The 21,975-nt window shown below is 39.2% G+C and carries 20 protein-coding genes and 2 pseudogenes; 3 read left to right on the top strand and 19 right to left on the bottom strand.

Going from position 1 to position 21,975, the window contains the following annotated elements; genetic code table 11:
* Positions 1-194: 194 nt before the first annotated feature.
* The 3 genes from H541_RS0105530 to nrdD all read right to left on the bottom strand — a co-directional run bounded on the left by H541_RS0105530 (position 195) and on the right by nrdD (position 4,243).
* The gene (locus H541_RS0105530; RefSeq protein ID WP_022796338.1) at positions 195-1,223 is read right to left on the bottom strand and encodes a lipoate--protein ligase; all 1,029 of its coding nucleotides are present in this window, start codon (positions 1,221-1,223) and stop codon (positions 195-197) included.
* A 256-nt stretch (positions 1,224-1,479) separates the two neighbouring features.
* The gene (gene nrdG, locus H541_RS11695) at positions 1,480-2,061 is read right to left on the bottom strand and encodes an anaerobic ribonucleoside-triphosphate reductase activating protein (RefSeq protein ID WP_022796337.1); all 582 of its coding nucleotides are present in this window, start codon (positions 2,059-2,061) and stop codon (positions 1,480-1,482) included.
* Positions 2,027-4,243, bottom strand: coding sequence for an anaerobic ribonucleoside-triphosphate reductase (gene nrdD, locus H541_RS11690; protein WP_022796336.1), 2,217 nt, complete (start codon positions 4,241-4,243; stop codon positions 2,027-2,029). Before nrdD ends, nrdG begins: the two co-directional genes overlap by 35 nt.
* A gap of 357 nt (positions 4,244-4,600) precedes the next feature.
* On the opposite strand from nrdD, the gene H541_RS11685 reads away from it, so the two are divergent.
* Positions 4,601-4,867 carry a helix-turn-helix transcriptional regulator gene (locus tag H541_RS11685; RefSeq protein ID WP_022796335.1) on the top strand — a complete coding sequence of 89 codons (267 nt, stop codon included), beginning with the start codon at positions 4,601-4,603 and terminating at the stop codon, positions 4,865-4,867.
* Positions 4,868-5,108: 241 nt separating this feature from the next.
* Here H541_RS11685 and H541_RS11680 read toward each other — a convergent pair whose 3' ends face one another.
* The 9 genes from H541_RS11680 to H541_RS0105465 all read right to left on the bottom strand — a co-directional run bounded on the left by H541_RS11680 (position 5,109) and on the right by H541_RS0105465 (position 12,791).
* The gene (locus H541_RS11680) at positions 5,109-5,768 is read right to left on the bottom strand and encodes a VanZ family protein (protein ID WP_022796334.1); all 660 of its coding nucleotides are present in this window, start codon (positions 5,766-5,768) and stop codon (positions 5,109-5,111) included.
* A 199-nt stretch (positions 5,769-5,967) separates the two neighbouring features.
* On the bottom strand, positions 5,968-6,840 hold the full coding sequence (locus H541_RS0105505) for a GRP family sugar transporter (protein ID WP_022796333.1): 873 nt from the start codon (positions 6,838-6,840) through the stop codon (positions 5,968-5,970).
* A gap of 182 nt (positions 6,841-7,022) precedes the next feature.
* On the bottom strand, positions 7,023-8,978 hold the full coding sequence (locus H541_RS11675) for a fructose-bisphosphatase class III (protein ID WP_022796332.1): 1,956 nt from the start codon (positions 8,976-8,978) through the stop codon (positions 7,023-7,025).
* Positions 8,979-9,116: 138 nt separating this feature from the next.
* Entirely contained in the window at positions 9,117-10,079 is a 963-nt protein-coding gene (gene rfbB, locus H541_RS11670) for a dTDP-glucose 4,6-dehydratase (RefSeq protein ID WP_022796331.1), read from the bottom strand.
* Positions 10,080-10,116: 37 nt separating this feature from the next.
* Complete coding sequence (locus H541_RS0105490; protein ID WP_022796330.1) at positions 10,117-10,353, bottom strand: hypothetical protein; 237 nt, start codon at positions 10,351-10,353, stop codon at positions 10,117-10,119.
* Positions 10,354-10,398: 45 nt separating this feature from the next.
* Positions 10,399-10,569 carry a hypothetical protein gene (locus H541_RS13190; protein ID WP_156831881.1) on the bottom strand — a complete coding sequence of 57 codons (171 nt, stop codon included), beginning with the start codon at positions 10,567-10,569 and terminating at the stop codon, positions 10,399-10,401.
* A 413-nt stretch (positions 10,570-10,982) separates the two neighbouring features.
* A complete protein-coding gene (locus tag H541_RS11665; protein ID WP_022796328.1) occupies positions 10,983-11,381 on the bottom strand; it encodes a hypothetical protein in 399 nt (132 codons plus the stop codon).
* 50 nt (positions 11,382-11,431) lie between these two features.
* Positions 11,432-11,800, bottom strand: coding sequence for a hypothetical protein (locus tag H541_RS0105470; protein ID WP_022796327.1), 369 nt, complete (start codon positions 11,798-11,800; stop codon positions 11,432-11,434).
* A 265-nt stretch (positions 11,801-12,065) separates the two neighbouring features.
* Positions 12,066-12,791, bottom strand: a complete 726-nt coding sequence (locus H541_RS0105465; RefSeq protein WP_022796326.1) for a hypothetical protein — start codon at positions 12,789-12,791, stop codon at positions 12,066-12,068.
* A gap of 258 nt (positions 12,792-13,049) precedes the next feature.
* Between H541_RS0105465 and H541_RS0105460 the strand changes: the two genes are divergently transcribed.
* The gene (locus tag H541_RS0105460) at positions 13,050-14,423 is read left to right on the top strand and encodes an NAD(P)/FAD-dependent oxidoreductase (protein ID WP_022796325.1); all 1,374 of its coding nucleotides are present in this window, start codon (positions 13,050-13,052) and stop codon (positions 14,421-14,423) included.
* A 176-nt stretch (positions 14,424-14,599) separates the two neighbouring features.
* On the opposite strand, the gene H541_RS11660 is transcribed toward H541_RS0105460, so the two are convergent.
* The 7 genes and pseudogenes from H541_RS11660 to H541_RS11650 all read right to left on the bottom strand — a co-directional run bounded on the left by H541_RS11660 (position 14,600) and on the right by H541_RS11650 (position 21,762).
* A complete protein-coding gene (locus H541_RS11660; RefSeq protein ID WP_022796324.1) occupies positions 14,600-15,106 on the bottom strand; it encodes a PAS domain-containing protein in 507 nt (168 codons plus the stop codon).
* Positions 15,096-16,790, bottom strand: coding sequence for an amino acid ABC transporter ATP-binding/permease protein (locus tag H541_RS0105450; protein ID WP_022796323.1), 1,695 nt, complete (start codon positions 16,788-16,790; stop codon positions 15,096-15,098). Before H541_RS0105450 ends, H541_RS11660 begins: the two co-directional genes overlap by 11 nt.
* On the bottom strand, positions 16,783-18,552 hold the full coding sequence (locus H541_RS0105445) for an ABC transporter ATP-binding protein/permease (protein ID WP_022796322.1): 1,770 nt from the start codon (positions 18,550-18,552) through the stop codon (positions 16,783-16,785). Before H541_RS0105445 ends, H541_RS0105450 begins: the two co-directional genes overlap by 8 nt.
* 6 nt (positions 18,553-18,558) lie before the next feature.
* Positions 18,559-18,969, bottom strand: coding sequence for a YbaN family protein (locus H541_RS0105440; RefSeq protein ID WP_022796321.1), 411 nt, complete (start codon positions 18,967-18,969; stop codon positions 18,559-18,561).
* Between the two features lie 261 nt (positions 18,970-19,230).
* Entirely contained in the window at positions 19,231-19,620 is a 390-nt protein-coding gene (locus H541_RS0105435) for a tautomerase family protein (protein ID WP_022796320.1), read from the bottom strand.
* A 52-nt stretch (positions 19,621-19,672) separates the two neighbouring features.
* Positions 19,673-20,434, bottom strand: a pseudogene (locus H541_RS12515) (phytoene/squalene synthase family protein); the annotation flags it as partial.
* 152 nt (positions 20,435-20,586) lie between these two features.
* Positions 20,587-21,762, bottom strand: coding sequence for a phytoene desaturase family protein (locus tag H541_RS11650; protein WP_022796319.1), 1,176 nt, complete (start codon positions 21,760-21,762; stop codon positions 20,587-20,589).
* Positions 21,763-21,813: 51 nt separating this feature from the next.
* Between H541_RS11650 and H541_RS13810 the strand changes: the two are divergent.
* A pseudogene (locus tag H541_RS13810) lies at positions 21,814-21,975 on the top strand (ISL3 family transposase); the annotation flags it as partial.

The raw sequence follows: 21,975 nt of genomic DNA, 5'->3' as shown, positions 1-21,975 counted from the left end.
CTAATGAAAACTTGTCTTAATTAATGAACACCTGTCAAAATAGATAAGGAGTTGTGACAGTTCTCTGTCACAACTCCCACCTTGCTTTTTTTGATACCCCATATTATTTACTGAAGTTTTTCTTCTATTAACTACCTGTACTAAGCTATTAACTGACCTACGCAATATCACTCAGTTTCCCCAGTTTTTAAAAGTTAGGCTTCACCCAATAACAAGTCCACCAAATCTTCAACAGTAACATTACCAAAGTACCGTTTAACATCGATTGCATCAAACGCCTTCGTCAATGCTTCACGGTTGTAGTCAACACCTGTCAAAATCTTTTCAACATCAGATATCTCACCTAATCCAAAGAAATCACCATTGATCTTGATATCCTTGATTTTGTTATGAGAAACATTAATATTAAAATCAATATGCCCAGCAGTCGTCCTCTTAGAGTTCGTAATATCGAAATCGGGATTTGAACCATAGTTCCAATCAGGATTTGCAGTATATTTAGCTTTGAAAGCATCGATCTTCTCCCAATCATCATCGGTTAACTTGTACTCTTTGATCGTGCTGACATCATCCGTATGGAAAATATGTTTTAACAATTCTTCGCGGAATTTGAAGATATCGATTCCTTTGTACTTGTCATCAAGATAAGGCATGATATTGGTCACACGACTCCGGACAGATTTGATCCCCTTAGAAGCAATCTTATCTTGTTTTGGACGCAAGACTTCAGTCGTTACTTCCGCATCCAAATCAAGCATCAACGTCCCATGAGCCGTCAACCGTCCGTTATTCGAATACATCGCATTTCCAGAGAACTTCTTCCCATCGATCAATAAATCATTACGACCTTGTAATTCTGCTCCAGTAGCACCCATTTCATGCAATGCTTCAATAACTGGTTTGGTGAATTTACCAAAATCTCTAAAACTTTGGCCATCATCTTTTGTGATAAAGCAGAAGCAAATATTTCCCATATCATGATAGACAGCACCACCACCTGAAAAACGACGTACCACTTCAACACCCAATCGATCTACCGCATCTTGTTTAACTTCTTCATAAGTGTTTTGGTTCTTTCCGATGATGATGGCATTCTTGTTGATATAGAATAACAAGATTGGTTCATCAAGTACTTTTTCGTTCAACAAGAAGTATTCGATGGCCAAATTAGTAGCTGCATCGAATATTTCTTTGCCATTGCGTTCATTTTTAACGTAATACATGACTTGTCCGCTCCTTTTTTTGGGTAATTTTTCAACACCTTTATATTACACTTTTTTGTCAGAAATGTCATACAATCTTCTCATAAAAATGGTAAATTTTCCCTAGATGACGGAAGTTATCCAAATGATGGTTTTGTGAAGCCACCTACATTTTTCTATCTGTTATAGTATAATATAGAACTGTATCAAAAAGTCCTTGTTCCCTGAAAGTAAAACATAATTTTCTGTAAACTGTTCTAAAAAAGACTAGCCTAAGCTAGCCTTTAAAATACCGCTCGCTATCCACACAATCTTCCCAGATAACGACTTCGCCTTTTTCTTGAGATTTTGGAACATCAATAATCCGTTGATTACTGCTTCCACGAAATTGTAAGGTCAAATCTTTTCGCGAAATATCAAACCGTCCATCTACTAAAATATCAATCAACCCTAGCAATTCAAGCTTATCCTCTGACTCTTTCAACAATTCATCGTAAGTATAGCCTGTCCAAGACCAAATATCTTTGGTACCCCCATATTCTGCTCTGATGCGTTGACACAATTTGATAGCAACACCAGTGTTCAGGAAAGGTTCTCCGCCTAAAAGCGTCAATCCTTGGCAATAGGGTTGGCCTAAATCCTCAATGATTGTATCTTCTAATTCTTGCGTATATGGCGTGCCGTAATTAAAGTTTTGGGCAATTTTGTTGTAGCATCCTTTACAGGCAAACAAACACCCACTCAAATAAATACTACAACGAACCCCTTCACCATCGACAAAGTTGAATGGCTTATAGCTTGCAATCTTGGCTTGACTCCAATCACTACTGAGCCATTCCTTTGGTTTCGGGTTTCTCATCTTTTTCACCATCCATATGTTTGACACGAGAAGCGATCTCCACATGTCGGCCGTGGACCATTGGACGCGCTTGTGGATTTCCGAGATAACCACAGGTCCGTTTCACAACGTCACATGTTCTCGGATCATGATTACCGCAATCTGGGCATTTAAACCCTACTTCAGTTGGTAAAAATTCACCATCATAGCCACATTCATAACAATGGTCGATTGGAGTATTAGTCCCTAAATATCCAATACGGTCATAGGCAAAGTCCCAAACAGCTTCTAGAGCCTTTGGATTAGTCCGCATAATTGGATATTCGCAATAGTGGATAAAACCACCTGAACAATATTGCGGATAATCTTTTTCAAAATCGATCTTTTCAAACGGTGTAGGTTTTTTTCTAACATCATAATGGAAAGAATTTGTGTAATACTCTTTGTCTGTAATGTCCGGTATCTTTCCAAATTTTTCGGTATCCAGACGGCAAAAACGGTCTGTTAAGCTCTCGCTTGGGGTTGAATAGACGCTGAAATGATAGCCATACTCATTCCCCCAATCATCTGCATGGTCTTTTAAGGACTTCACGATACCTACTGTGAATGCCTTTGCCTCTTTATTGTGCTCCCAGTTTGGACCATAAAAAGCAGTTGCAGCTTCATATAACCCAATATAGCCTAGAGAGACTGTCGCACGTTTATTCTTGAAAAGTTCATCCACAGAATCTTCTCTCGTCAGTCGTTTTCCAAATGCCCCATACTCGTATAAGATTGGAGCATTTGCTGGATGAGCTTCTTTGACCCGTTTGATGCGGTAGACTAAAGCATCCTTAACGATTTTCAGTCGTTCTTCAAGAATGTCCCAAAAACGATTAATATCGCCATGTGCTTCTAATGCAATCCGTGGCACATTCAAGGTGACAACGCCTAAATTCATCCGTCCAGCGTTAACTTCGTTGCCATCCTCATCCCACCAACCTTGGAGGAAAGAACGACAACCCATTGGCACCTTAAAACTACCCGTCAACTCGACAATTTTATCATAAGATAAGATATCGGGATACATCCGTTTGGTGGAACACTCTAATGCCAATTGTTTGACATCGTAGTTTGGATCGTCAGGATTTAGGTTCGTTCCCCGTTTTAAAGTGAAAATCAATTTTGGAAAAATAGCAGTCCGATGCTCTTTCCCCAACCCCTTGATTCGAACTTTTAGGATTGCTTTTTGAATTTCTCTTTCAATCCATGACTCACCAAGTCCAAAACCTAGTGTTGTAAAGGGTGTTTGCCCTTGAGAAGAATAAAGGGTATTGATTTCGTATTCTAAGGATTGCATGGCATCATAAATATCTTTTTTCGTCTTTTTATAGGCAAATTCTTTTTGACGCTCAGGAAGATCAATCCACTCTTTGGCATCTTTCAAATGCTTTTGGTAATTGAGTTCTGCATAAGGAGCTAAGAATTGATCAATACGGTCAGCTGAACACCCACCATATTGGCTAGAAGCCACATTTGCGATGATTTGAGCCATTTGGGCAGTTGCTGTTTGAATCGACCTTGGTGACTCCACATCAGCGTTACCAATCTTGAACCCATCTCGTAGCATTCCTGCAAAATCGATTAGGCAACAATTAGTCAATGGTGAATACGGATGATAGTCCAGATCATGATAGTGGATATCTCCTTTTAAATGAGCATTTGCCACTTGCTGCGGCATCATTTTTAAACCCATTGCCTTTGCCACTGTCCCAGCCGTCAAATCACGTTGCGTGTTAAAGACCTCACTATCTTTATTCGCGTTCTCATTAACGACCGTTTTATCTTTATGAAGTAATTTTTGGATGGTAAAATTGATATCAGTCATCTTAGAACGGTCGATATCCCGTTTTGTCCGATAATCAATATAACGTTCCGCTAGATTCGTAAAACCAGCTTCTAATAAGGCATGTTCCACTATATTTTGGACCTCATAGATTTTGATATCCTGATGAAATCGGTCTGCAATCTCTTCATTGATAGATGACATCAAGGCCGCCAGCTCAACTGACCCTTTCTTTAAGTCAACGTCACTTTCTCTCGTTGCCTTTAAAATAGCTGCTTCGATTTTTTGATCGGAGAAACTGACCCGTCGGCCATCACGTTTAACAACCTGCAAATCAGTGTTCAAATATTGGGCTTCATTTATCACAGTTTCTTCCATCAATTTTTCCTCCTTAAATATTTCTTCACAAGCTATTTTACTCATACAATTGAACGATTTCAAGTGTTTTTCTCAAATTTAACACAATATATTGTGTTTAAACCTATTGACAAACACTAAATAAAGAATTATAAAGACTTTACAGCAAAGTTGACACCTGACAAAAACATGTTCGTTACTTTTGTAACGTACTTGTCAATTTATATTTATTGAAAAATGTTATAAAAAGATATAAGATAAATTTAATACAAGGGTGATGTCAAAAAAAGATTCTAAATGTTACAAAAGTTTCTCTTAGAAAACATGACCTAAACCACTAACCAAATCGGCATCAAAACCGGAAAGGAATGACCTATTATGACAACTACTCCAAATGGTAAAACCACTCCAGTAAGCAGAGCTAACCAATTAGCTGCTGACGTTTTATTGGAATTGCGCGATAAAAAAAGATTGACTCAACAAGAACTTGCGAAAGCATGTGGCAAGAATCAATCCTATATCGCTAAAATCGAAACTGGAAACCAAAATGTCAGCTTAAAAACACTCGATGAGATCGTATCAGCTGCCGGAGGAACTCTAGAACTAAGTGTCAAAGTACGCAAACGCCGTCAACCACTCTTATAATCTTGAGACAAATACCCTTTGTAAAGAACTATTGATATTGCAAGAAAAGACTCCGTTCTAAACGGAGTCTTTTTTGTCTGTTGTTTGACCCTATTACCGATTACGCTATTACTTATTACACTGCACCACCAGCACACAAAAAGACCCTCTATAAACTATAGAAAGCCTTCATGATCTTAGAATTTTTAACGTATGAGAATTTGGAAGCTATCACACCATTATAAAGGGTCGAATTTTTCCTTTATTTATGGGACCGTTTTATACGTGTTTTAACTGGCTCTTCTACCTCTAAATCCGCATCCACTAGGGTCTGTTGCGTGGCATTTCTCGGACGAAATCGCTTAGCGAATAAGAAATAAGCACCATAACCAATCACGCACCCGACGAAGTTCAAAACAATATCACTGACGTCGAAGGTCCCTAAGTAAAATAAATATTGCAAAACCTCGATACCTAGTATGGTCCCTAGTGCAATAATAATCATCTCATACCATTTAGCAAACAAACCATAAAGCATCCCTAAAGGTATGAAAAAGAGCAGATTCATAGCAGCCTCTGTCAATATGGCACGATTCCTAACCGCAAACGACAAGGGTTCTAAATTATAATCCCGATAACGGGGGGCTTTTGTAAACAACACAATAAATAAGAGTAAGAGATAAAAACTAATGCTCCAATAGGTCAAAATGACATTCACTTTACCGCGTAACCATTGCACGTAGAAACTCCATAGAATGAATGTTATCACTAACCAAAGCAGCTCATCTGTGAATCGAAATCGTTCGATCATAGTAGCCAAACGATCGTAAGAAGAAAGGGTTGGCATAATGATTCCATCAGTCAGTAACAGACTTAAAACAAGTGCAACCGGAAGACCTATAATTGCCCAGAAAAACAGCATATGATCCCTTCTTTCCTTTTATATTAGTTTGGCCAACACGTCTACCATTGTCAACTGTTTTTCCGAAAAAGATCTCCTTTTTCCAGAATTTTTTGACACTACACTACCACTATAACTGACAAATGACCCTTTATTAACGTCAAAAAAAGTCTCACCGAAACGATGAGACAGTTACACTTAACATCTATAGGTTAGAGCGTTAGGCTTTTGTCAGACCAATCAAGATACCACCAATGACTACGAGAGCCAAACCAGCGATGGTAATCCAGAGTTCCTTTTTCGTCTTCACTTCATGGAGGAAGAAGAAACCTCCCAAGGTCGACACAACCACATTCATTTGCGATAAGGTAAAACCAACAGCGACACCGTTTGCTTCATTCGATAAGAGCAAGCCAATATTAGCTACAGCAAACACCAACCCAGTGGCGATATTTTGAAAGGATTTCTTCCCCCAAATATCTGGTTTCTTCTCAAAGTGACACAGGATTATCGCACCAACTAGCATCCCGACAGCTTGCGGAAAGACAGCATCCCAACCATTGATACCAGCTATTCTCGGAATAACCGCATACAACACCATCCCAACTGTTGATAGGGCTAAGATGATCAAACCTTTCTTCATATTTTGACCCTCTTCGCTGTCCTCACCAGATTTTTCTTGGTAAGCGGTACATGTGACACCGATGATAATCAACACTAACGCGGTGATTCCCAAAACATATTGCATCGTTGTTTGCCATTCGCCAAAATATAAAACGCCAAACAATGCCGTCCCAATCAATTGTGCCCCAGTAGATATCGGCATGGCCTTTGACACCCCAATCAGATGGAAACTCTTGATTTGATTGATTTGTCCATAAGACCACACCAACCCGCATAAAAAGGATGATAAAACAAGATTCCATGTCCAAGTATTAGGTTGATGAAAAATCAGTATGCCCAGTGAAAATAGCAACGTCCCCAGCGACATTCCCATTTGTTGGTTAGTCGCCTTACCGCCAATTTTTTGCATGACAACTGGTTGAATTCCCCACATCAGCGCTGGCAGAAGTCCTAGCAATATATTCCCCATAACAATCCCCCAAAAGATTTTAATGCCTGTAAAGAAAAGAAATTTTTCTCTTTTTCAATTTTAGACACATAGATTAATCTTATTATCTTTTATGGCGATTAACAAATGAGAACCCCTAAAATAACTTAATCAATCCATTAAGACTAATAACACGAAATTAACACGCTGTTAACAGCTAGCAATCACTCAATCTCAAAACGTTCATTCAAAGCCAGAGAGCTTTGATAAGTGGCAAGTAAAGCTAATAATTGGTGCTTTTGCCGTAAAAGCTCTTCTCCAATCGTTGTCTCTTCAATCAATAGCCGATGATCAATCTGATCAATCACCTTTTTTAAGGAAGAAGAGTCATCCAGACGTTCTAGCATATATGGGACCCCTAAAAATGGTTGATGGGTCACAATCTGGAAACCATAGGAATTGTTCAAAACAGAGTAGCCAGCAATACCGGTCTTTGGTTGATAAGCCTTAGACAATCCTCCATCGATGACAAACAACAAGCCATTCCCTCTGATTGGTGATTCTCCTTGCAAGGTCTTTACGGGTGTATGACCATTGAGAATTCTTGAAGTCGAGAATGTCAATCCAAATTCTGAAAGGATCTTCAAACACGTCTCTTCGTGATTCCGAAACTTGAAATAGACATTTTCGATTTCTTTATGCGTTTCTTTATTCTTTATAAAATAGCGTTCAAATGTCGTCATCCGATCTTTACCAAACAATGGCGAAATTGGCCCACACCAACAATACCAAATCAAATCAGTCGAGAAATCAGTCGAGATATGAGGTGATTGTTGACTCTTTCTAATGTGGTAATCAAAGAAATCAAGTAAACTTTTGCCTTTATAAGATTTTCCATTCAGTGATAACGGCATGAATTCACCTGATTCAAGCATTGGAATGCACCCATGGAACAACAGATGACCATTATACTTGAGATACATCCCTCCCTTGTCCATCAAGAAGCTAATGTGTTCTTTTAAACGAACTGAATGTTGGAAAGACTCCAAAAGGCTAAGAATTACTTGTTCTTCTTCTTCGGTTAATCTCAAAGGATCTATTGGGTCAATCGTTTGAAAACACGGTTGCTCTAATTGATAGGTCTTGCCTTTAACTACTATTGTTTGCTGGTCGTAATTGATGTGCTCTAAGACGTTAGACTGGTCCATATCAAATTCTGGCCGACGCTTGATTAATTGTCCCTCAAGCTTGAATTGAATGATGGAGAGCGCCTGGTGGACCTTCTCAAGCAAGGTCAAATCATCGTCTGATAATTTCAACTTGGGTTTGTTGTCTTTCTTTGGTTGAAACAGGGAATTTTTATCGTATGCCTTTTCGGCGAATAAGAAAAGTGGTCTGAGATTCAAGCCATAAGCTTTCTCTATATCAAAAAGATAATTATAACGAGCAGCAATCCTAAGTAAGGTCAATAGACACTCTTTCGATCCAAAAAAAGCGCCCATCCACAAAATATCATGGTTTCCCCATTGAATATCGATCTCATGGTTATCCATCAAACGATCCATAACCAAATCTGCCCCGGTGCCTCTATCGTAAATATCCCCAATAATATGAACATGATCAATGATGAGCGTCCGAATACTGTCGGCAAGCGCTATAATAAATTGCTTGCCTTCCGCAAGATCAATCAAATAATCTAATACTGTATAAAAGTAATTTTCTTTATCAGGAAGATGCTTATCTGAATAAATCAACTCTTCAATCACGTAGGCATATTGTACCGGCAGTAACTTTCTGACTTTTGAACGTGTGTATTTACTTGAAACAAAAATCAATAATTGTAACAACTGATCAATCGTTTGCCGATACCACGCCTCATCTTTGACCTCAAAAACCGTCCGTTCCGCCATGACAATATCTGGGTAAGCAATCAATACTGTCATTTTTTGCCGTTCCTTTAAGGACAACTCATCTTTGAAACAGTCATTGATTTTTTCCTGAACATTACCGGCACAAGTTCTTAGTATATGATCAAACCCTTCATATTCACCATGAATATCACTAATATATAATTCTGTCCCCTTTGGCAAATGCAAAATAGCCTCCAAGTTGATCAACTCTGTGATAATCTTTTGTCTCGAATCATAGTCCTTTGCCAATAAATTTAAATATGCTTCCACCTTGATATCCCCCCTTATTGCCTATGATTGATTTTACGTTTATATTTCCCTATATCGCTTGTTTTCTATCGCTTTTCTCTGTATCGGTAGTCTCAATAAAATAAAGTTGTTTTAAAGCTTGAAATAATTCCAAACACTTTAGCGATTTTGCCAGAAAGCTCGGTGTTGGTCATACCATTCTATGGTCTGTGTTAAGCCTTTTACAAACTCTGTATTTTTGGGTTCAAAACCTAACGCATCAGTGATTTTCGAACTATCAAGGGCATATCTGAGATCGTGACCCGGTCGATCAGCAACTTCCTCATAATCGTCACTAGCTTTCCCCATTATCCTCAAAATTTGCGCTAATACCCATCGATTAGAATGTTCTCCATTAACTCCAACCACATAACTGTCACTAGGTCGACCTTTCTTTAAAATTAACCAAATAGCCCGTACGTGGTCTTCAACATGAATCCAATCTCTCACATTTTTCCCGTTACCATACAATACCGGTTTTTGACCCGACAGTATTCGTGTAATCTGCTGTGGTATAAATTTTTCTTGGTGTTGATATGGCCCATAATTATTCGAGCAGATCGACAAGGTCGCCATCAGCCCAAATGACCGAATCCAAGCCCTAACTAAAAAATCAGCGCCAGCCTTAGTAGCTGAATAAGGACTCGACGGTTGGTATGGTGACTCTTCGTTGAATCGTTCAGTTGAATCTATCGGGAGGTCTCCAAAAACCTCGTCCGTTGAAACGTGATGCAATCGTTTATTATACTTGCGACAAGCCTCTAGAATCGTGAACGTTCCCACCAAGTTAGATGACACAAAAATACCTGGTTGCTTTAAACTATTATCCACATGCGTTTCTGCCGCAAAATGGACGACAACATCAGTTTCTTTGACGAGCTCATCAACTAGCTGTGCATCACAAATATCTCCGACCACTAATCTAACTCGACTAACTGGTAACCCCTGCAGATTCTCCTTTTGACTCGCATAAGTCAGCAAATCGAGCACAGTGATCTCTACTGAATGGTCGATTCCTAATACATAACGGACAAAGTTTGTTCCAATAAAGCCAGCCCCACCTGTTATTAAAAGTCTTCGCATTTACCCACCTCCCGCTTAAGTTCCTTTTCTATCTAACTCAAATGTCTTTGGTAATGTTGTTTAAATAAGAGATTGTTGATTTCAAGTCTAGAAAATTATAACAAATGTAACGAATTTGAAGGTCGTGTGGTAGTAAGCGCTTATATTTAATGGTAGCCATAAATTGATCAACTGTTTCAGTATTTCCTTCAAAGTCAGTGACCAAGTCCTCGACTTGCCATTTCTGACTGATAATCAAGAAAATAAGGGAAGAAATTGTCTGGTCAGTCCCCATGACCGTTATCGTGCAACACCATACAACAGCTGTTTCATTTCTTGTCTAATTGCATGGGATAATGGGGTTACTTCCTGACAAGAAAATGGGCGCGTTGCCGTCAGCGGAATGTTTAACGATGATTTTCTTACTACTTGTCTCAATTCGAATGATTTTCCACACTTTTGCGCCAAGGTAGATATTAACATTCTCTGCTAGTGCTGGTATTAAGGGCATATCCCCTATTTTTTCGGTCATCACTGATGACCGAAAACTGAATTTCTGTTACAAATTGTGCATAAAAGTCGGGACCCCTTAATAAAGGCTCTATAGCTATACCAGTGATAGCATCATTATCTAGAAGGTCGATATAAAACTGTTCAAACAAATGAGCGGTTACCTGTTCAAACTCGTCTCGAGTATTCCTCGCAACCGTTTTGAAGTCTTTCATGAGTCGTTGGAACTGAGAAAGCGGCAGCCCGTTATGTTCCAATAATATAGAAAGTATCTGATGGGCTAACACATCATAAGGTTTTTTAATTGGCTCTAGCTGTCCGAGTTTCTTTTTTCCAGCTCATCAATGACTGACAAAAAAGCAGCCCCTCTCCTATTTTGACTTTACCACATTATACCAAATACCACTTTTCACATCATACCTTGTTTAGTTTCGATGCAATATGCTCTCTGTATATAATCATTGCCATCACAACGATTCCTAGATAGCCAGTATATGGGTAGATCGTCCCTACTAGGGTTGCAAATGGCAATTGGCCGCCAAAGAAAGCTAAGACCGAAAGCACAAATAAACTGATGCGATACTTTTGACTTCCTTCTGGTGCGATTCGGGTAGCTGACACCCAAAGCATTGGGGTTGCTGTACTAAAAATCTCTCCCAATAAAATCAACGAAAAAATAAAACTAAAGATAGGAGACAATAATTCCGCAAAATAAAGATTTGGAATAGCTAATCCTGCGGTTTCCTCCGCATAAGACAATAAAGCCAAATTTAACAAGAACCCGGACACCATCAGCGCTGTCCCACCAAGCACTGCTCCTAGAATTGTTTCCTTTTTGGAGGAGGCACTTTTGCCCATCTCAGTCAGAAATTGAATACTACCAGTAACATTGCTGTAAATTGTGGTGCCACACCAATAACAACTTTTTGCTCCTTGAGGAATAAACGGTTAAAGGTATAGATTACACCGACTGATCCTCCGCCAAACCGAATATGGTCGGTTGTCAACTCAGCTATATCGTGATAATACGCTATAAGCGCTTCTTGCAATTGCTTTTCAGTGTGCGGATAACTCCCGATTGTTTTAAATAGTTCAGGATGCCAGACCAAACCAGGCCAACCGCCCCACGGGTTTGACCCTAGAGAACAATCGATGATGGGATCAAATTGTAATAAATGATCTGCATAGTCATTAAGAACCAGTATTTCAATTGCTTGATTAACACCGTACATAAAAAAGCCTCCTTAGTGCCGCCACAGTGAGAGCTTTTGACAGCACAGTGTCACAAGCTCTCACATGAGACGTTATACTAAGGAGTATCTAACATCTTCTGATACCTTACAAGAGTTTTATTAGAAATCAGTGATAATTATTTGATTATTCCATTAAAATACCCTATCCCTTAAAATGAAGAATTTGGTTCTTTTAAAAAAACAATTTCTTCTGACGTCGACTCGCGCCCCAATACGATGTTGTAGATGCTCATTTAAAACGTCATCAGCCATTGCGTCCTAAACGAGATAAAACTTCCATCATGTCCCGATACCATAATTGATGCTCTACTTCATTTGGCTCTTCACACAAAGTATCTGAGAGATGATAAGTTGATAGTACCAAACGATTTGTTTCGCCTTCAATCCATCCCTTGACATGAGGTGTCACGACAACATTCAGGGGTAATGAATCAGAGCTAAGTTCACGATAAAGTGACTCAACCACTTCGCTAGCTAAAATAATGATATCAGGATCAATCAACTCAAATTGCTTTTTAAGATACTCACGGTTTAATGGACCTTCACTATAAGCTTTAATGTCTTCCAAGCGGGATGGCCCTTTTGGTGGTGTCTTCTTAAGATTAACCACCGAGACTTTGGACAGCCATTTTTTATAATATTCTGCCGGATTTTTTAGGTACTCTTCTGTCAACTGATGCCAAGTGAATAGACGATTATACTCAAAAAAATTGATAATGCCATCTGTCCATTTAGCTGCTCTTAACCAGGTAAGATTCTGTGTAGTAATCTCCGAAGACTCTCTCAGGTAAGCTCTGAGATCCGTCCCAACACCTTTGTCCGCTTCTTTTAGTACAAACAACAACTTAACCTTTTCAGTAAAAAACTGGGACGAATCAACAATACCATCACAGACAAAATCTTGATCGTCCTGACGCCATGTGGCAAGCAATTGGTCCATATTAGTCATCACTGAAGATGTGATACTCATCTTTTTTCCCTCCTATATTGAGTGACTGGATATTCTCTCGCTTCCGTTTCTAATCAAATGGAGTGGTTTTTCTAAATCACTGTCATGACATTGGTTGTAAGCCGTGACATTGCCTTAAGTATAAAAACAATGTCAGGTAATTTCAACCGCAAAATACAAAAGTCAATTGCTTGAGTTTCTAAAATAAGAGCGTTAGACTGAACATAGTTTAGGAGTAGTTTAGAGCTATTCTAAGCAACATCAAAAGGAGGATTTTAAATGGAGAAAACGAAAGTTGTTATTGTTGGGGCATCACACGGTGGTCATCAATCTATCTTAGAGTTATTATCACGTTATGGTGATAACGTTGACATCACTTTATTTGAAGCTGGTGACTATGTGTCATTTATGTCATGTGGGATGGAACTTTATTTGGAAGATCAAGTGACAAACGTCAATGACGTGCGAAACTTCCGTCCAGAAGATTTTCCACAACCAAACGTTGCCATCAAGAATAACCATGAAGTTAAAGCCATTAATACTGATGTTAAAACAGTAACTGTTACTCATGATGGTCAAACTGAAGATTATCCTTATGATAAATTAATCCTAAGTTCAGGTGTTACTCCCCACTCATTGCCTGTTCCAGGTACAGAGCTTGAAAATGTCTTCTTAATGCGTGGTTATGACTGGGCAACAAAAATCAAAGCTAAATTAGAAGACCCTGAAGTGAAACACATTGCAGTTGTTGGGGCTGGTTACATCGGTATCGAAGCTGCTGAAGCCGCTCGAAAAGCTGGTAAAGAAGTAACCATTCTTGATGTCATTGACCGTCCTTTAGGAACCTACCTAGATAAAGAATTGACCGATATCCTTGAGGGTCATTTGAAAGATAAAGGCGTTAAGGTTATTACAAACGCCCAAATTGTTGAATTCAGTGGTAAAGGTGCTGTAGAAGCGATTAAGACGAGTACCGGAGAAATAAAAACTGACTTGATCATCCAAGCTGCCGGTGTCACAGCAAATACGGAATGGCTCAAAGGAACCGTCAATTTAGATGGACGTGGCTGGATTATTACCAATGAATATCTACAAACAAATATTCCCGATGTTTATGCTGTCGGTGATGCAACCCTTGCTTACTCTATTCCTGCTCGCAAAAAATTGCCTATTGCACTTGCGACAGTCGCTAGACGTGAAGCACGCTATGTGGTCAAACACTTGTTTGAAAAGACACCTGAAAAACCATTTGGTGGTGTCGTGGGCTCATCTGCCTTGAGTGTTTTCGACTATCACTTCGCAACAAGTGGGTTGAATAGTTTCACTGCTAAACGTGCAGATGTCGTAGCTCGTTCATCCTTCTACCAAGATAGTTTACGTCCTAAATACATTCCTGAAGAGAATGGTAATCCAGAAGTGTCTGTTCAGTTATTCTATGATCCATTCACTCACTTGATTTTAGGTGGCGCTATTCTGTCAACCTATGATGTTACTGCTCAAGGAAATGTGATTGCTCTTGCCATAGAAAACCACTTGACACTTGAAAACTTGGCAGAAGCTGATTTCTTCTTCCAACCTGGATTTGACCGCCAATGGAGCTTATTGAACTTGGCTGCCCAAAATGCTTTAGAAGAAGAACCATTTGTAGAGTAACCTTTTGTTGCATAACATATTGTTGCATAACATCATTACTATTCTATAAGTAAACCAAATATCTATAACTAAAACAAAACTGAATAACTAAAATAAAAGCAAAGAATTCCAACTGACACTGAAATATCTAAGGTCAGTTGGAATTCTTTTTCTTTGCTTTCTAGAATTTTTTGAGTCTAGGATGTTTCATGACTCCTATCTTTTTTATTACTTGATGTTTTCTTCTTATCTTTCGATCTTTTAAATAACTGAAGGACATGGTCAACCCAACTTTTATTGCTAAAGCGACTAACATCTTGTGTGACCTCAATACATCCCAGATATTTACCAGTATCAGCTCGGACTGCATGGAAAGTCATATTCATGATTTTGCCACGAATCGGCACAGTTACTGTCTGATAGTCTTTACGACCACTATGCATCTCTCCTAATAACTGTTTAATCCGACCTGCACTATGCTTGGGGTGAACAGCTAACACATGTTGTCCCAAAGCACTAACCTCTCGTTGAAACAATCGTTTCCGATTATTAGAGTACCAACGAACAACATCTTGGTCATCAATAAAGTCAAATTCTGGTTCAATCGTTCGAAAGATTGCTTCTAATTGACGTATCGTCAAACTTCCTGTTTCAAAGGATACCTTTTCTGTTTTCGTATCTTTGAGCACTGCATCATCTCCCATTAGTATCGCCTCTTTTCTTAACTAAATCGCCGTCTTCTAGTATAAATTGCTGGTCAGCATACATTAACGTCGTTGGCCTATGAGAGACGACCACCATGGTCTTTGAAGTCGCTACCTTCGCAATCGTTGTCATAATCAATTGTTCATTTAAGTAATCCAGATTGCTGGTTGGTTCATCTAGTAAAAAGAGCGGTGCATCTTGTAAAAATAGCCGGGCTAGTCCAATACGTTGTCTTTCACCATCAGACAATTGGCGAGAAGTTGGACCAATCTTAGTTTCATAGCCTTCTGGTAGCGTTGAAATAAAACAATCGATCTCAGCTTTTTGAGCGGCGGCTTTGATGTCGTCATCACTAGCGCCCTGCTTACCAATAGCAATATTGGCCTTGACAGTATCTTCAAACAGAAAAGTTGTCTGAGCCATCACACCTTCTGCCTGTCTTAAAGACTGTTCTGGCCAGGTGATTAGGTCCTTTTCTCCAATTGAAATCTTACCAGTTGTCGGATCAAAATACCGTTGTAGCAATTTTAGAATGGTCGATTTACCACTACCACTTGGGCCACCGATACCGATTGACTGCTGCTGTTGAAGCGAAAAGGTTAAGTCCTCTATGACCCGGTCATCGGAATCAGGGTACTGATAAGAGACCTGGTCTACACTGACAGACATTGCTGCTACAGATATCTGCTTCCCCTGACCACGCTCATCGTTTGTTGAAGTATCGGGGAAAACCACTTGGGGTTTCTCAGAAAATAAGCTATATAATCGTTTGCCACTAGCCAATGTTGTTAAGAGCGCATTCCCTAGACCGGCTAGTGCGAGAACGGGACCAAATGAACTCAGCGTTAACACCACTACGATTGCTAATTGATTGCTAGGAAGTCCAACGTACCAACTTTGGACAAAAGCCGCAAAAGACAAGAGAAATATGGCAGCTTCGGATTGAAATTGAACATCTGATCCCTGTTTGATCTTTTTAGCATACGACTGATTCAAGCTCCCACCAGTCTCATCCAACACTCTTAAGCGTTCTTCTTGCAAGTCATACTGGTCGATATCTGACAGACCGGCCACATTCTCCATGACGACTTGATTAAGCTCTGCGACACCTTGTTGGAAATCATCACCTGCTTGTTGGTAACGTTTATAGCCCATCAACGGGTAAACGATACCAACCATAGCATGTCCAAACAGTAAAAATAGTCCTGCAACCCAGTTAACGGATGCCATATATAAAACAGTCACGAAAGAAGTTACTAATGCAATCATCACTGGTGATATCGTATGGGCAAAGAAGACTTCCAGTGCTTCGACATCCGTCGTCACATTAGCGACCAAGTCACCACTTTTTTGCCGAGACAAGCGATCAGAACCTAGTTTTCTAATCACAGTAAATAAATGGTCTCTGACATTTGCAAGCAGGCGAAAAGCAATATCGTGATTAAGGTATTGCTCGCCATAACGCGCAAAGCCCCGAACGACACCACAACCTAACATCAAACTCATGATAATCCAAAGATTGATTGGTTCTCCTCCAACTAACCGACAAATCGCGACAGTCCCTAGTAAAGGAATCAAGACAACGGAAAGATTACTGATGACACCTAATAAAATCGCTGAAGCCATTTTTAAACGTAACGGCTTAGCTAATGATAAGAGCCAAGTAATGACTTGATTAGTCATTGTATCCACCTCGATTCTCATTGGCCATAGTCTGATTCAACAATTCAGTTTCTTGGTCAAAATAAGCTTTAAAATAAGTAGAAGAAACTTTTAAGTGTTCAGGTGTGTCAAATTCTACGATTTCTCCATTTTCAAACACTGCTACAGCAGCAGCGCTCATCACATTGTACAGGCGATGCGAGATGAAGAGTACTAGTCGATCTTTAGCAAGTTCCTTTAATACATCCAAAATAATTTCCTCGCTTCTCCGATCAATACCCGAGGTGATCTCATCAAAAACATAGAAAGGGACATCCTTCAACAACGCACGAGCTAACAATAGACGTTGCCGTTGCCCACCTGACAAATTTCCACCATTCTCAGTGAGCATGGTATTAAGACCAGCATCCTGTGAATCCACAACATCCGTTAATTGAACGGTCCTTAAAACCTCCCATAGTTCTCTGTCAGCTGCATCCTTTTTTCCAAGTAACAGATTGTCTTTAATTGAAGCTTTAAACAGATAGCCATGACTATCTACATAGAGCGTAGAACGTTTAATGCTGTCTGCGCTTAACTCTGATAATGATTTGTTGTTCCAGTAGACAGCACCTTCATAACCAACTAGTCGATGACTGATTAGCTTAGCAAAGGTACTCTTTCCAGATCCAGACTTTCCAATCATAGCAATTAACCCACCTGCGTTTAGTGCTAAAGAAACCTCTTTCAAGACCAAATTATTTTGTAAAGCAGGCTCTGAACTAGGATATGTATAAGACAAATTGTCCACTGTGACTGACGTCACAGATTTTGATAATTGCTCATTACCGTAAAGCGGTTCTGGGATATCCAAATAGGTGAACAAGCGGTCCATAGCAGTTATACCGTTCATTGCGACATGGAATAAAGACCCCAATTGTCTCATTGGAATAAAAAACTCGGCACTCAACAAAATAAATAAAAACACACCCGCTAAAGACAATTGCCCTGCCCTATAAGATAACAGCGAGAGCCCAATCCCCAAAGCAGCGCCGCAATAAGAAATAATATCCATGACAGTGATTGAATTCAATTGCACCGACAATAAACTCATCGTTGCTTTACGGAAACGTTCTGCATTCTGGTTCAAGGTCGTTTGCTTGATGCCATCTTGGTCAAAAGCCTTTAGCGTACTCAAACCACTCAAATTCTCTTTAAACATTACCCCAAGATTCGTGTATTCTGTCCAGTACTTTCCTAAAACCTTCTTGGCAATCTTCATCACCAACATAACCACGATTGGAATCAATGGCATACACAACAATAACACCAAGGCAGGTTGCCATGCGAACCGGACCAACGTCCCAAAAATTAGAGCTGAGGCTAAGACACAATAAAATAATTGCGGTATAAAACGTGAATAATAAATTTCCAGCTGTTCAATCCCATCAACCGAGTACTGAGCCAACCGCGCAGCAGACATCTGCCTTGTCTCTTCTAACTTGAAAGCCTTCGCCATCACTTGATGCCTAAGCTTCACTCTCAGTTCAGCCGATGACTGATAAGTCATTTTTTCGATTCCAAAAGACAACAATGATTTAATCGCTATAGCCCCTAAAAAAAGCCAGTAAAAACGTCCAAAAGGACTTTCCTCACTGACCATACTTCCATCCAGATAACCTGCTATTCCTTTGGCTAAATACGTCCAAATAGTGATAGAAATCCCTAAATTGACCAACCTGAAAGCCACTAAACACATCAAGGGCCACTTCTTGACCATGCCAAACAAACGTTCATCAATCATTTAATCTCACACCTCAGCCTTAACATCTACCTTTGCCTTGCCCTTCGAACACTTTCTACCGCTGAATTTGAAATACCAAGTCAAACCAATGACATGAGCCACATACACACATGCCATCGTGACACGCATCACAACATTATCTACCAATAAACATGGAATCAAGAAAACGATAAACATCATGATAAACATCCGAACCATCCTAGACGTGGTAATTTCTTTTCGGATCAGCGTCTTCGTTATATGCTCTTCATAAAACTTAGAAGCCACAAACTTTTGATAAAGCTTTTCAGAACTTCTTAGCCAGAAGAAAGTGGTTAAAAGATAAAATACCGTGCTTGGTAAAAATGGTAGAAAAATACCCAGAGTTCCCAATGCAAACGTTAAACACCCTAATATGATAAATACAATTTTTTTCAAGATAATCTCCTTATAGATAAACATGTGAACAACGATGTTCTAAAAATGATTAGAATCATAGAGCAGTTCGTGTAATACCTAACAAACCGTTTACAATTGTCAGTATAACATAGAAAACTTAATTGAGAAACATTCTCATTATAAGCCACCAAATTAAGCCATCAAAAAAGAAGCCCTAACCAACAGTAAAAATAGGCAGAACTTCTTTTTAAAAATCTTGCCAATAACTAAGCTATCACTCTTCCCACTCAAACGATAACTTTATAACGCCCCGTTAACGAACTGTCCTTCGCCATCTGCAAATGACCAATCGGCGTCCCCATTTTCAATCACCGAAATCAACACATCTTTTCCTGAAATCTGCAATTTTTCAGACAAATCTACTACCACATGCTTATAAAAATCTAATTTTGCCTCATCTTGACGTTTCCGACTAAATACTTGAATAGAAATCCGCTTACTAGACCGCTCAAAACCAAGATTTGTGTCTTCAAGAATCAACTCATCTTCATTATGACGAGACAAGACTTGATAACGATCTCTTACTGGTACTTTAAACCATTTGACCACATTGTCATGGACAACATCTAACAATACTTTAGCTTCTTCTGTCGTATAAGCCGTTGTTATATCTATTCTTACTAATGGCATAATATAATTCCCCCTTAACATTCTTCTGCGCTTTTAACTAACACCTAATAGGCTATTGTTCTCTTCGAACTTGCCACAGGAAAACCAAACTATAACGATATTGGCACATTTTCGCCATGAGTGATGAGCTTTGACGTTCCGTAAAACAATCATAGTCGTTTTTACGGACGGCATCTAAAATAATCCCATAAACATTTGCTGCTAGTAATACTGGAAATTGACTATCTCGATCAAAGAGGCCCAAACTTTCTTTAAATTTATCGTAGCGTTTTTCTGCTGAGCGAGCAAGTCGTTCCCAAACCGCTATAAACTGAGAATCAATGGTTTGTTGGTTCAAATCTGATAAATCATAACCCTCTTCAAGACAGAGCGATTCTGGTAAATAAATTCGCCCAATATCTAACAAGTCTTCTCCCACATCTCTCAAAATATTAGTCAATTGCATCGAAATTCCCAGATTAATGGCAGCCTCTCTTAAGCGATGATGGTTTTCTTGAGCAATAATTGGTAGCAACATAAGACCCACACTGCCCGCCACATAATAACTATACTCCTCTAAATCCTGCAAGGTTTTTGGTCTCTTAAAGTGAAGGTCCATCATTTGCCCTCTCAATTGATCATAAAATGGGGAAAGTGACATGTCGTAGCGGTTGAAAACGTCTCGCAAGACACGCCACAAGGGTATATCTGGTTCGTTTCTCTGTTCAAAAGCTACGAGTTCCTCATATAGTTTTTCCAAAGCCTCTTTTTCTGCTTCTGGTGTTGTGGCTTGATCAATACTATCATCTGCCCGTCTACAAAAACAGTAGATCCCATAAACTGCTTGAGCTTACTCTTTAGGAAGCCGTGAGAAAGCAAAATAGAAACTCTTTGATTTTTGTTTAATGATGGTCTCACAGTAAGCATAATCATCCACCAAGGCGTCGTTGATCCGTGTTTTTCCCATAAAAATCTCCCCTTTTATTCTTAGATACTTAACGGTTGTGGTTCAATTCCCAAGTCATCTAAGAGCAACTCATCAACTGCAATTTTGGCAGACAACAACACAATTGGAACCCCGGCACCAGGATGGGTACTGCTACCTGTAAAATAGAGTCTCTCACAGTTTTTCGCCTTACTTTGTGGTGTTAGGTGATTGCTTTGTGTTAATGTCGGTTGTAAGCCAAAACAAGCTCCTCGATAGGCATTAAACCGTTTTAAGAAATCAGGAGGTGTCATAGCTGTCTCACAGACAATATCCTCCTCGACCGTTTCAAATCCTGGTACTTTTTTTAAACCGTCAACTAATCTTTGTCGATAGTAAGTCGTCGTTTTATCTGTCCAATCGTACTGAGCTGTTTCAAGATCTGGCACAGGGGTCAAAAGATAGACACCATCTTTATCACTTGGCGCCAATGACGGATCCAATTTTGACGCCATATAGACATAAAAAGAAGGATCCTCTAACAACTTGCCTTCAAAAATGGCTGATATATTATCGTCTAAGTCATTTGAAAACACAAAATTATGCACATTTTTAACCTGATCATATTTACGATTCAACCCGAGATACAACACAAAGCAAGAACATGAATAACTCATCTGGTCAATTTTGTCATCTGTATACTTGCCTTTGGCTTTTTTATCTGTAACCAAATGTTTCATAGCATATGGGAAATCAGCATTCACTATCACAAAGTCTGATTGAATAACCGTTTGATCTGCCAATTTAATGCCTTTAGCCACCTGATCCGCAATCAGCACTTCTTCAACGGTTTTTTGACAACAAATCTGGCCACCTAATTCCAGAAACAAGCGCTTCATTCCGCTCGCCATCGCGTACATTCCACCTTTGATAAACCAAACCCCATAGAGCCACTCAATCATCGGGATAATTGTATATAAAGACGGACCCGTTTTAGGTGAAATACCAATGTAGAGGGTTTGAAAACTGAGAACCTGGCGCAGCCTAGGATTGGTAATAAAATGGTTAATCATACTATCAGCGCTATTAAAGGTCTTTAAACGTAAGGTTTGTAACAGCATATTGGGATTATAAAAATCACTGGCTTTTCGAAAACCACGTTGTAAAAAGGGCTCTATAATATTTGATGTTGTTGCTTGAAAAAGTAGCGACACCAATTTTTTTATGCAAAAAGACATTTGGTTGCCCTATAATTAAATCGCTAAACCAAATCATAGGAGGCTAACCAAATGTCCAGTACTAATATTAACAAAACTAAAGATGAAAACATAGATAACATGTTAAAAAAATCCTTAATATCAAAGATTCTAACATCTCTTTTTCTAAAAATGCAGTCTCAAAAGAAAGAATTAAAGGCCGAATGGCCACTGTCTACACCGGAACCCTGACTT

It is taken from the genome of Bavariicoccus seileri WCC 4188, from assembly GCF_000421665.1.
Taxonomy (GTDB): domain Bacteria; phylum Bacillota; class Bacilli; order Lactobacillales; family Aerococcaceae; genus Bavariicoccus; species Bavariicoccus seileri.
Note: the sequence above shows the minus strand (reverse complement) of the source record. Positions and strands in the feature narration are given on the sequence as shown.

Bases quoted from the DNA above. Each gene is read 5' to 3' on its own strand.
- H541_RS0105530 (WP_022796338.1), bottom strand. From the start codon at position 1,223: ATGTATTACGTTAAAAATGAACGCAATGGCAAAGAAATATTCGATGCA.
- nrdG (WP_022796337.1), bottom strand. From the start codon at position 2,061: ATGAGAAACCCGAAACCAAAGGAATGGCTCAGTAGTGATTGGAGTCAA.
- nrdD (WP_022796336.1), bottom strand. From the start codon at position 4,243: ATGGAAGAAACTGTGATAAATGAAGCCCAATATTTGAACACTGATTTG.
- H541_RS11685 (WP_022796335.1), top strand. From the start codon at position 4,601: ATGACAACTACTCCAAATGGTAAAACCACTCCAGTAAGCAGAGCTAAC.
- H541_RS11680 (WP_022796334.1), bottom strand. From the start codon at position 5,768: ATGCTGTTTTTCTGGGCAATTATAGGTCTTCCGGTTGCACTTGTTTTA.
- H541_RS0105505 (WP_022796333.1), bottom strand. From the start codon at position 6,840: ATGGGGAATATATTGCTAGGACTTCTGCCAGCGCTGATGTGGGGAATT.
- rfbB (WP_022796331.1), bottom strand. From the start codon at position 10,079: ATGCGAAGACTTTTAATAACAGGTGGGGCTGGCTTTATTGGAACAAAC.
- H541_RS0105490 (WP_022796330.1), bottom strand. From the start codon at position 10,353: ATGGGGACTGACCAGACAATTTCTTCCCTTATTTTCTTGATTATCAGT.
- H541_RS13190 (WP_156831881.1), bottom strand. From the start codon at position 10,569: ATGCCCTTAATACCAGCACTAGCAGAGAATGTTAATATCTACCTTGGC.
- H541_RS0105470 (WP_022796327.1), bottom strand. From the start codon at position 11,800: ATGTACGGTGTTAATCAAGCAATTGAAATACTGGTTCTTAATGACTAT.
- H541_RS0105465 (WP_022796326.1), bottom strand. From the start codon at position 12,791: ATGAGTATCACATCTTCAGTGATGACTAATATGGACCAATTGCTTGCC.
- H541_RS0105460 (WP_022796325.1), top strand. From the start codon at position 13,050: ATGGAGAAAACGAAAGTTGTTATTGTTGGGGCATCACACGGTGGTCAT.
- H541_RS11660 (WP_022796324.1), bottom strand. From the start codon at position 15,106: ATGGGAGATGATGCAGTGCTCAAAGATACGAAAACAGAAAAGGTATCC.
- H541_RS0105450 (WP_022796323.1), bottom strand. From the start codon at position 16,790: ATGACTAATCAAGTCATTACTTGGCTCTTATCATTAGCTAAGCCGTTA.
- H541_RS0105445 (WP_022796322.1), bottom strand. From the start codon at position 18,552: ATGATTGATGAACGTTTGTTTGGCATGGTCAAGAAGTGGCCCTTGATG.
- H541_RS0105435 (WP_022796320.1), bottom strand. From the start codon at position 19,620: ATGCCATTAGTAAGAATAGATATAACAACGGCTTATACGACAGAAGAA.
- H541_RS11650 (WP_022796319.1), bottom strand. From the start codon at position 21,762: ATGTCTTTTTGCATAAAAAAATTGGTGTCGCTACTTTTTCAAGCAACA.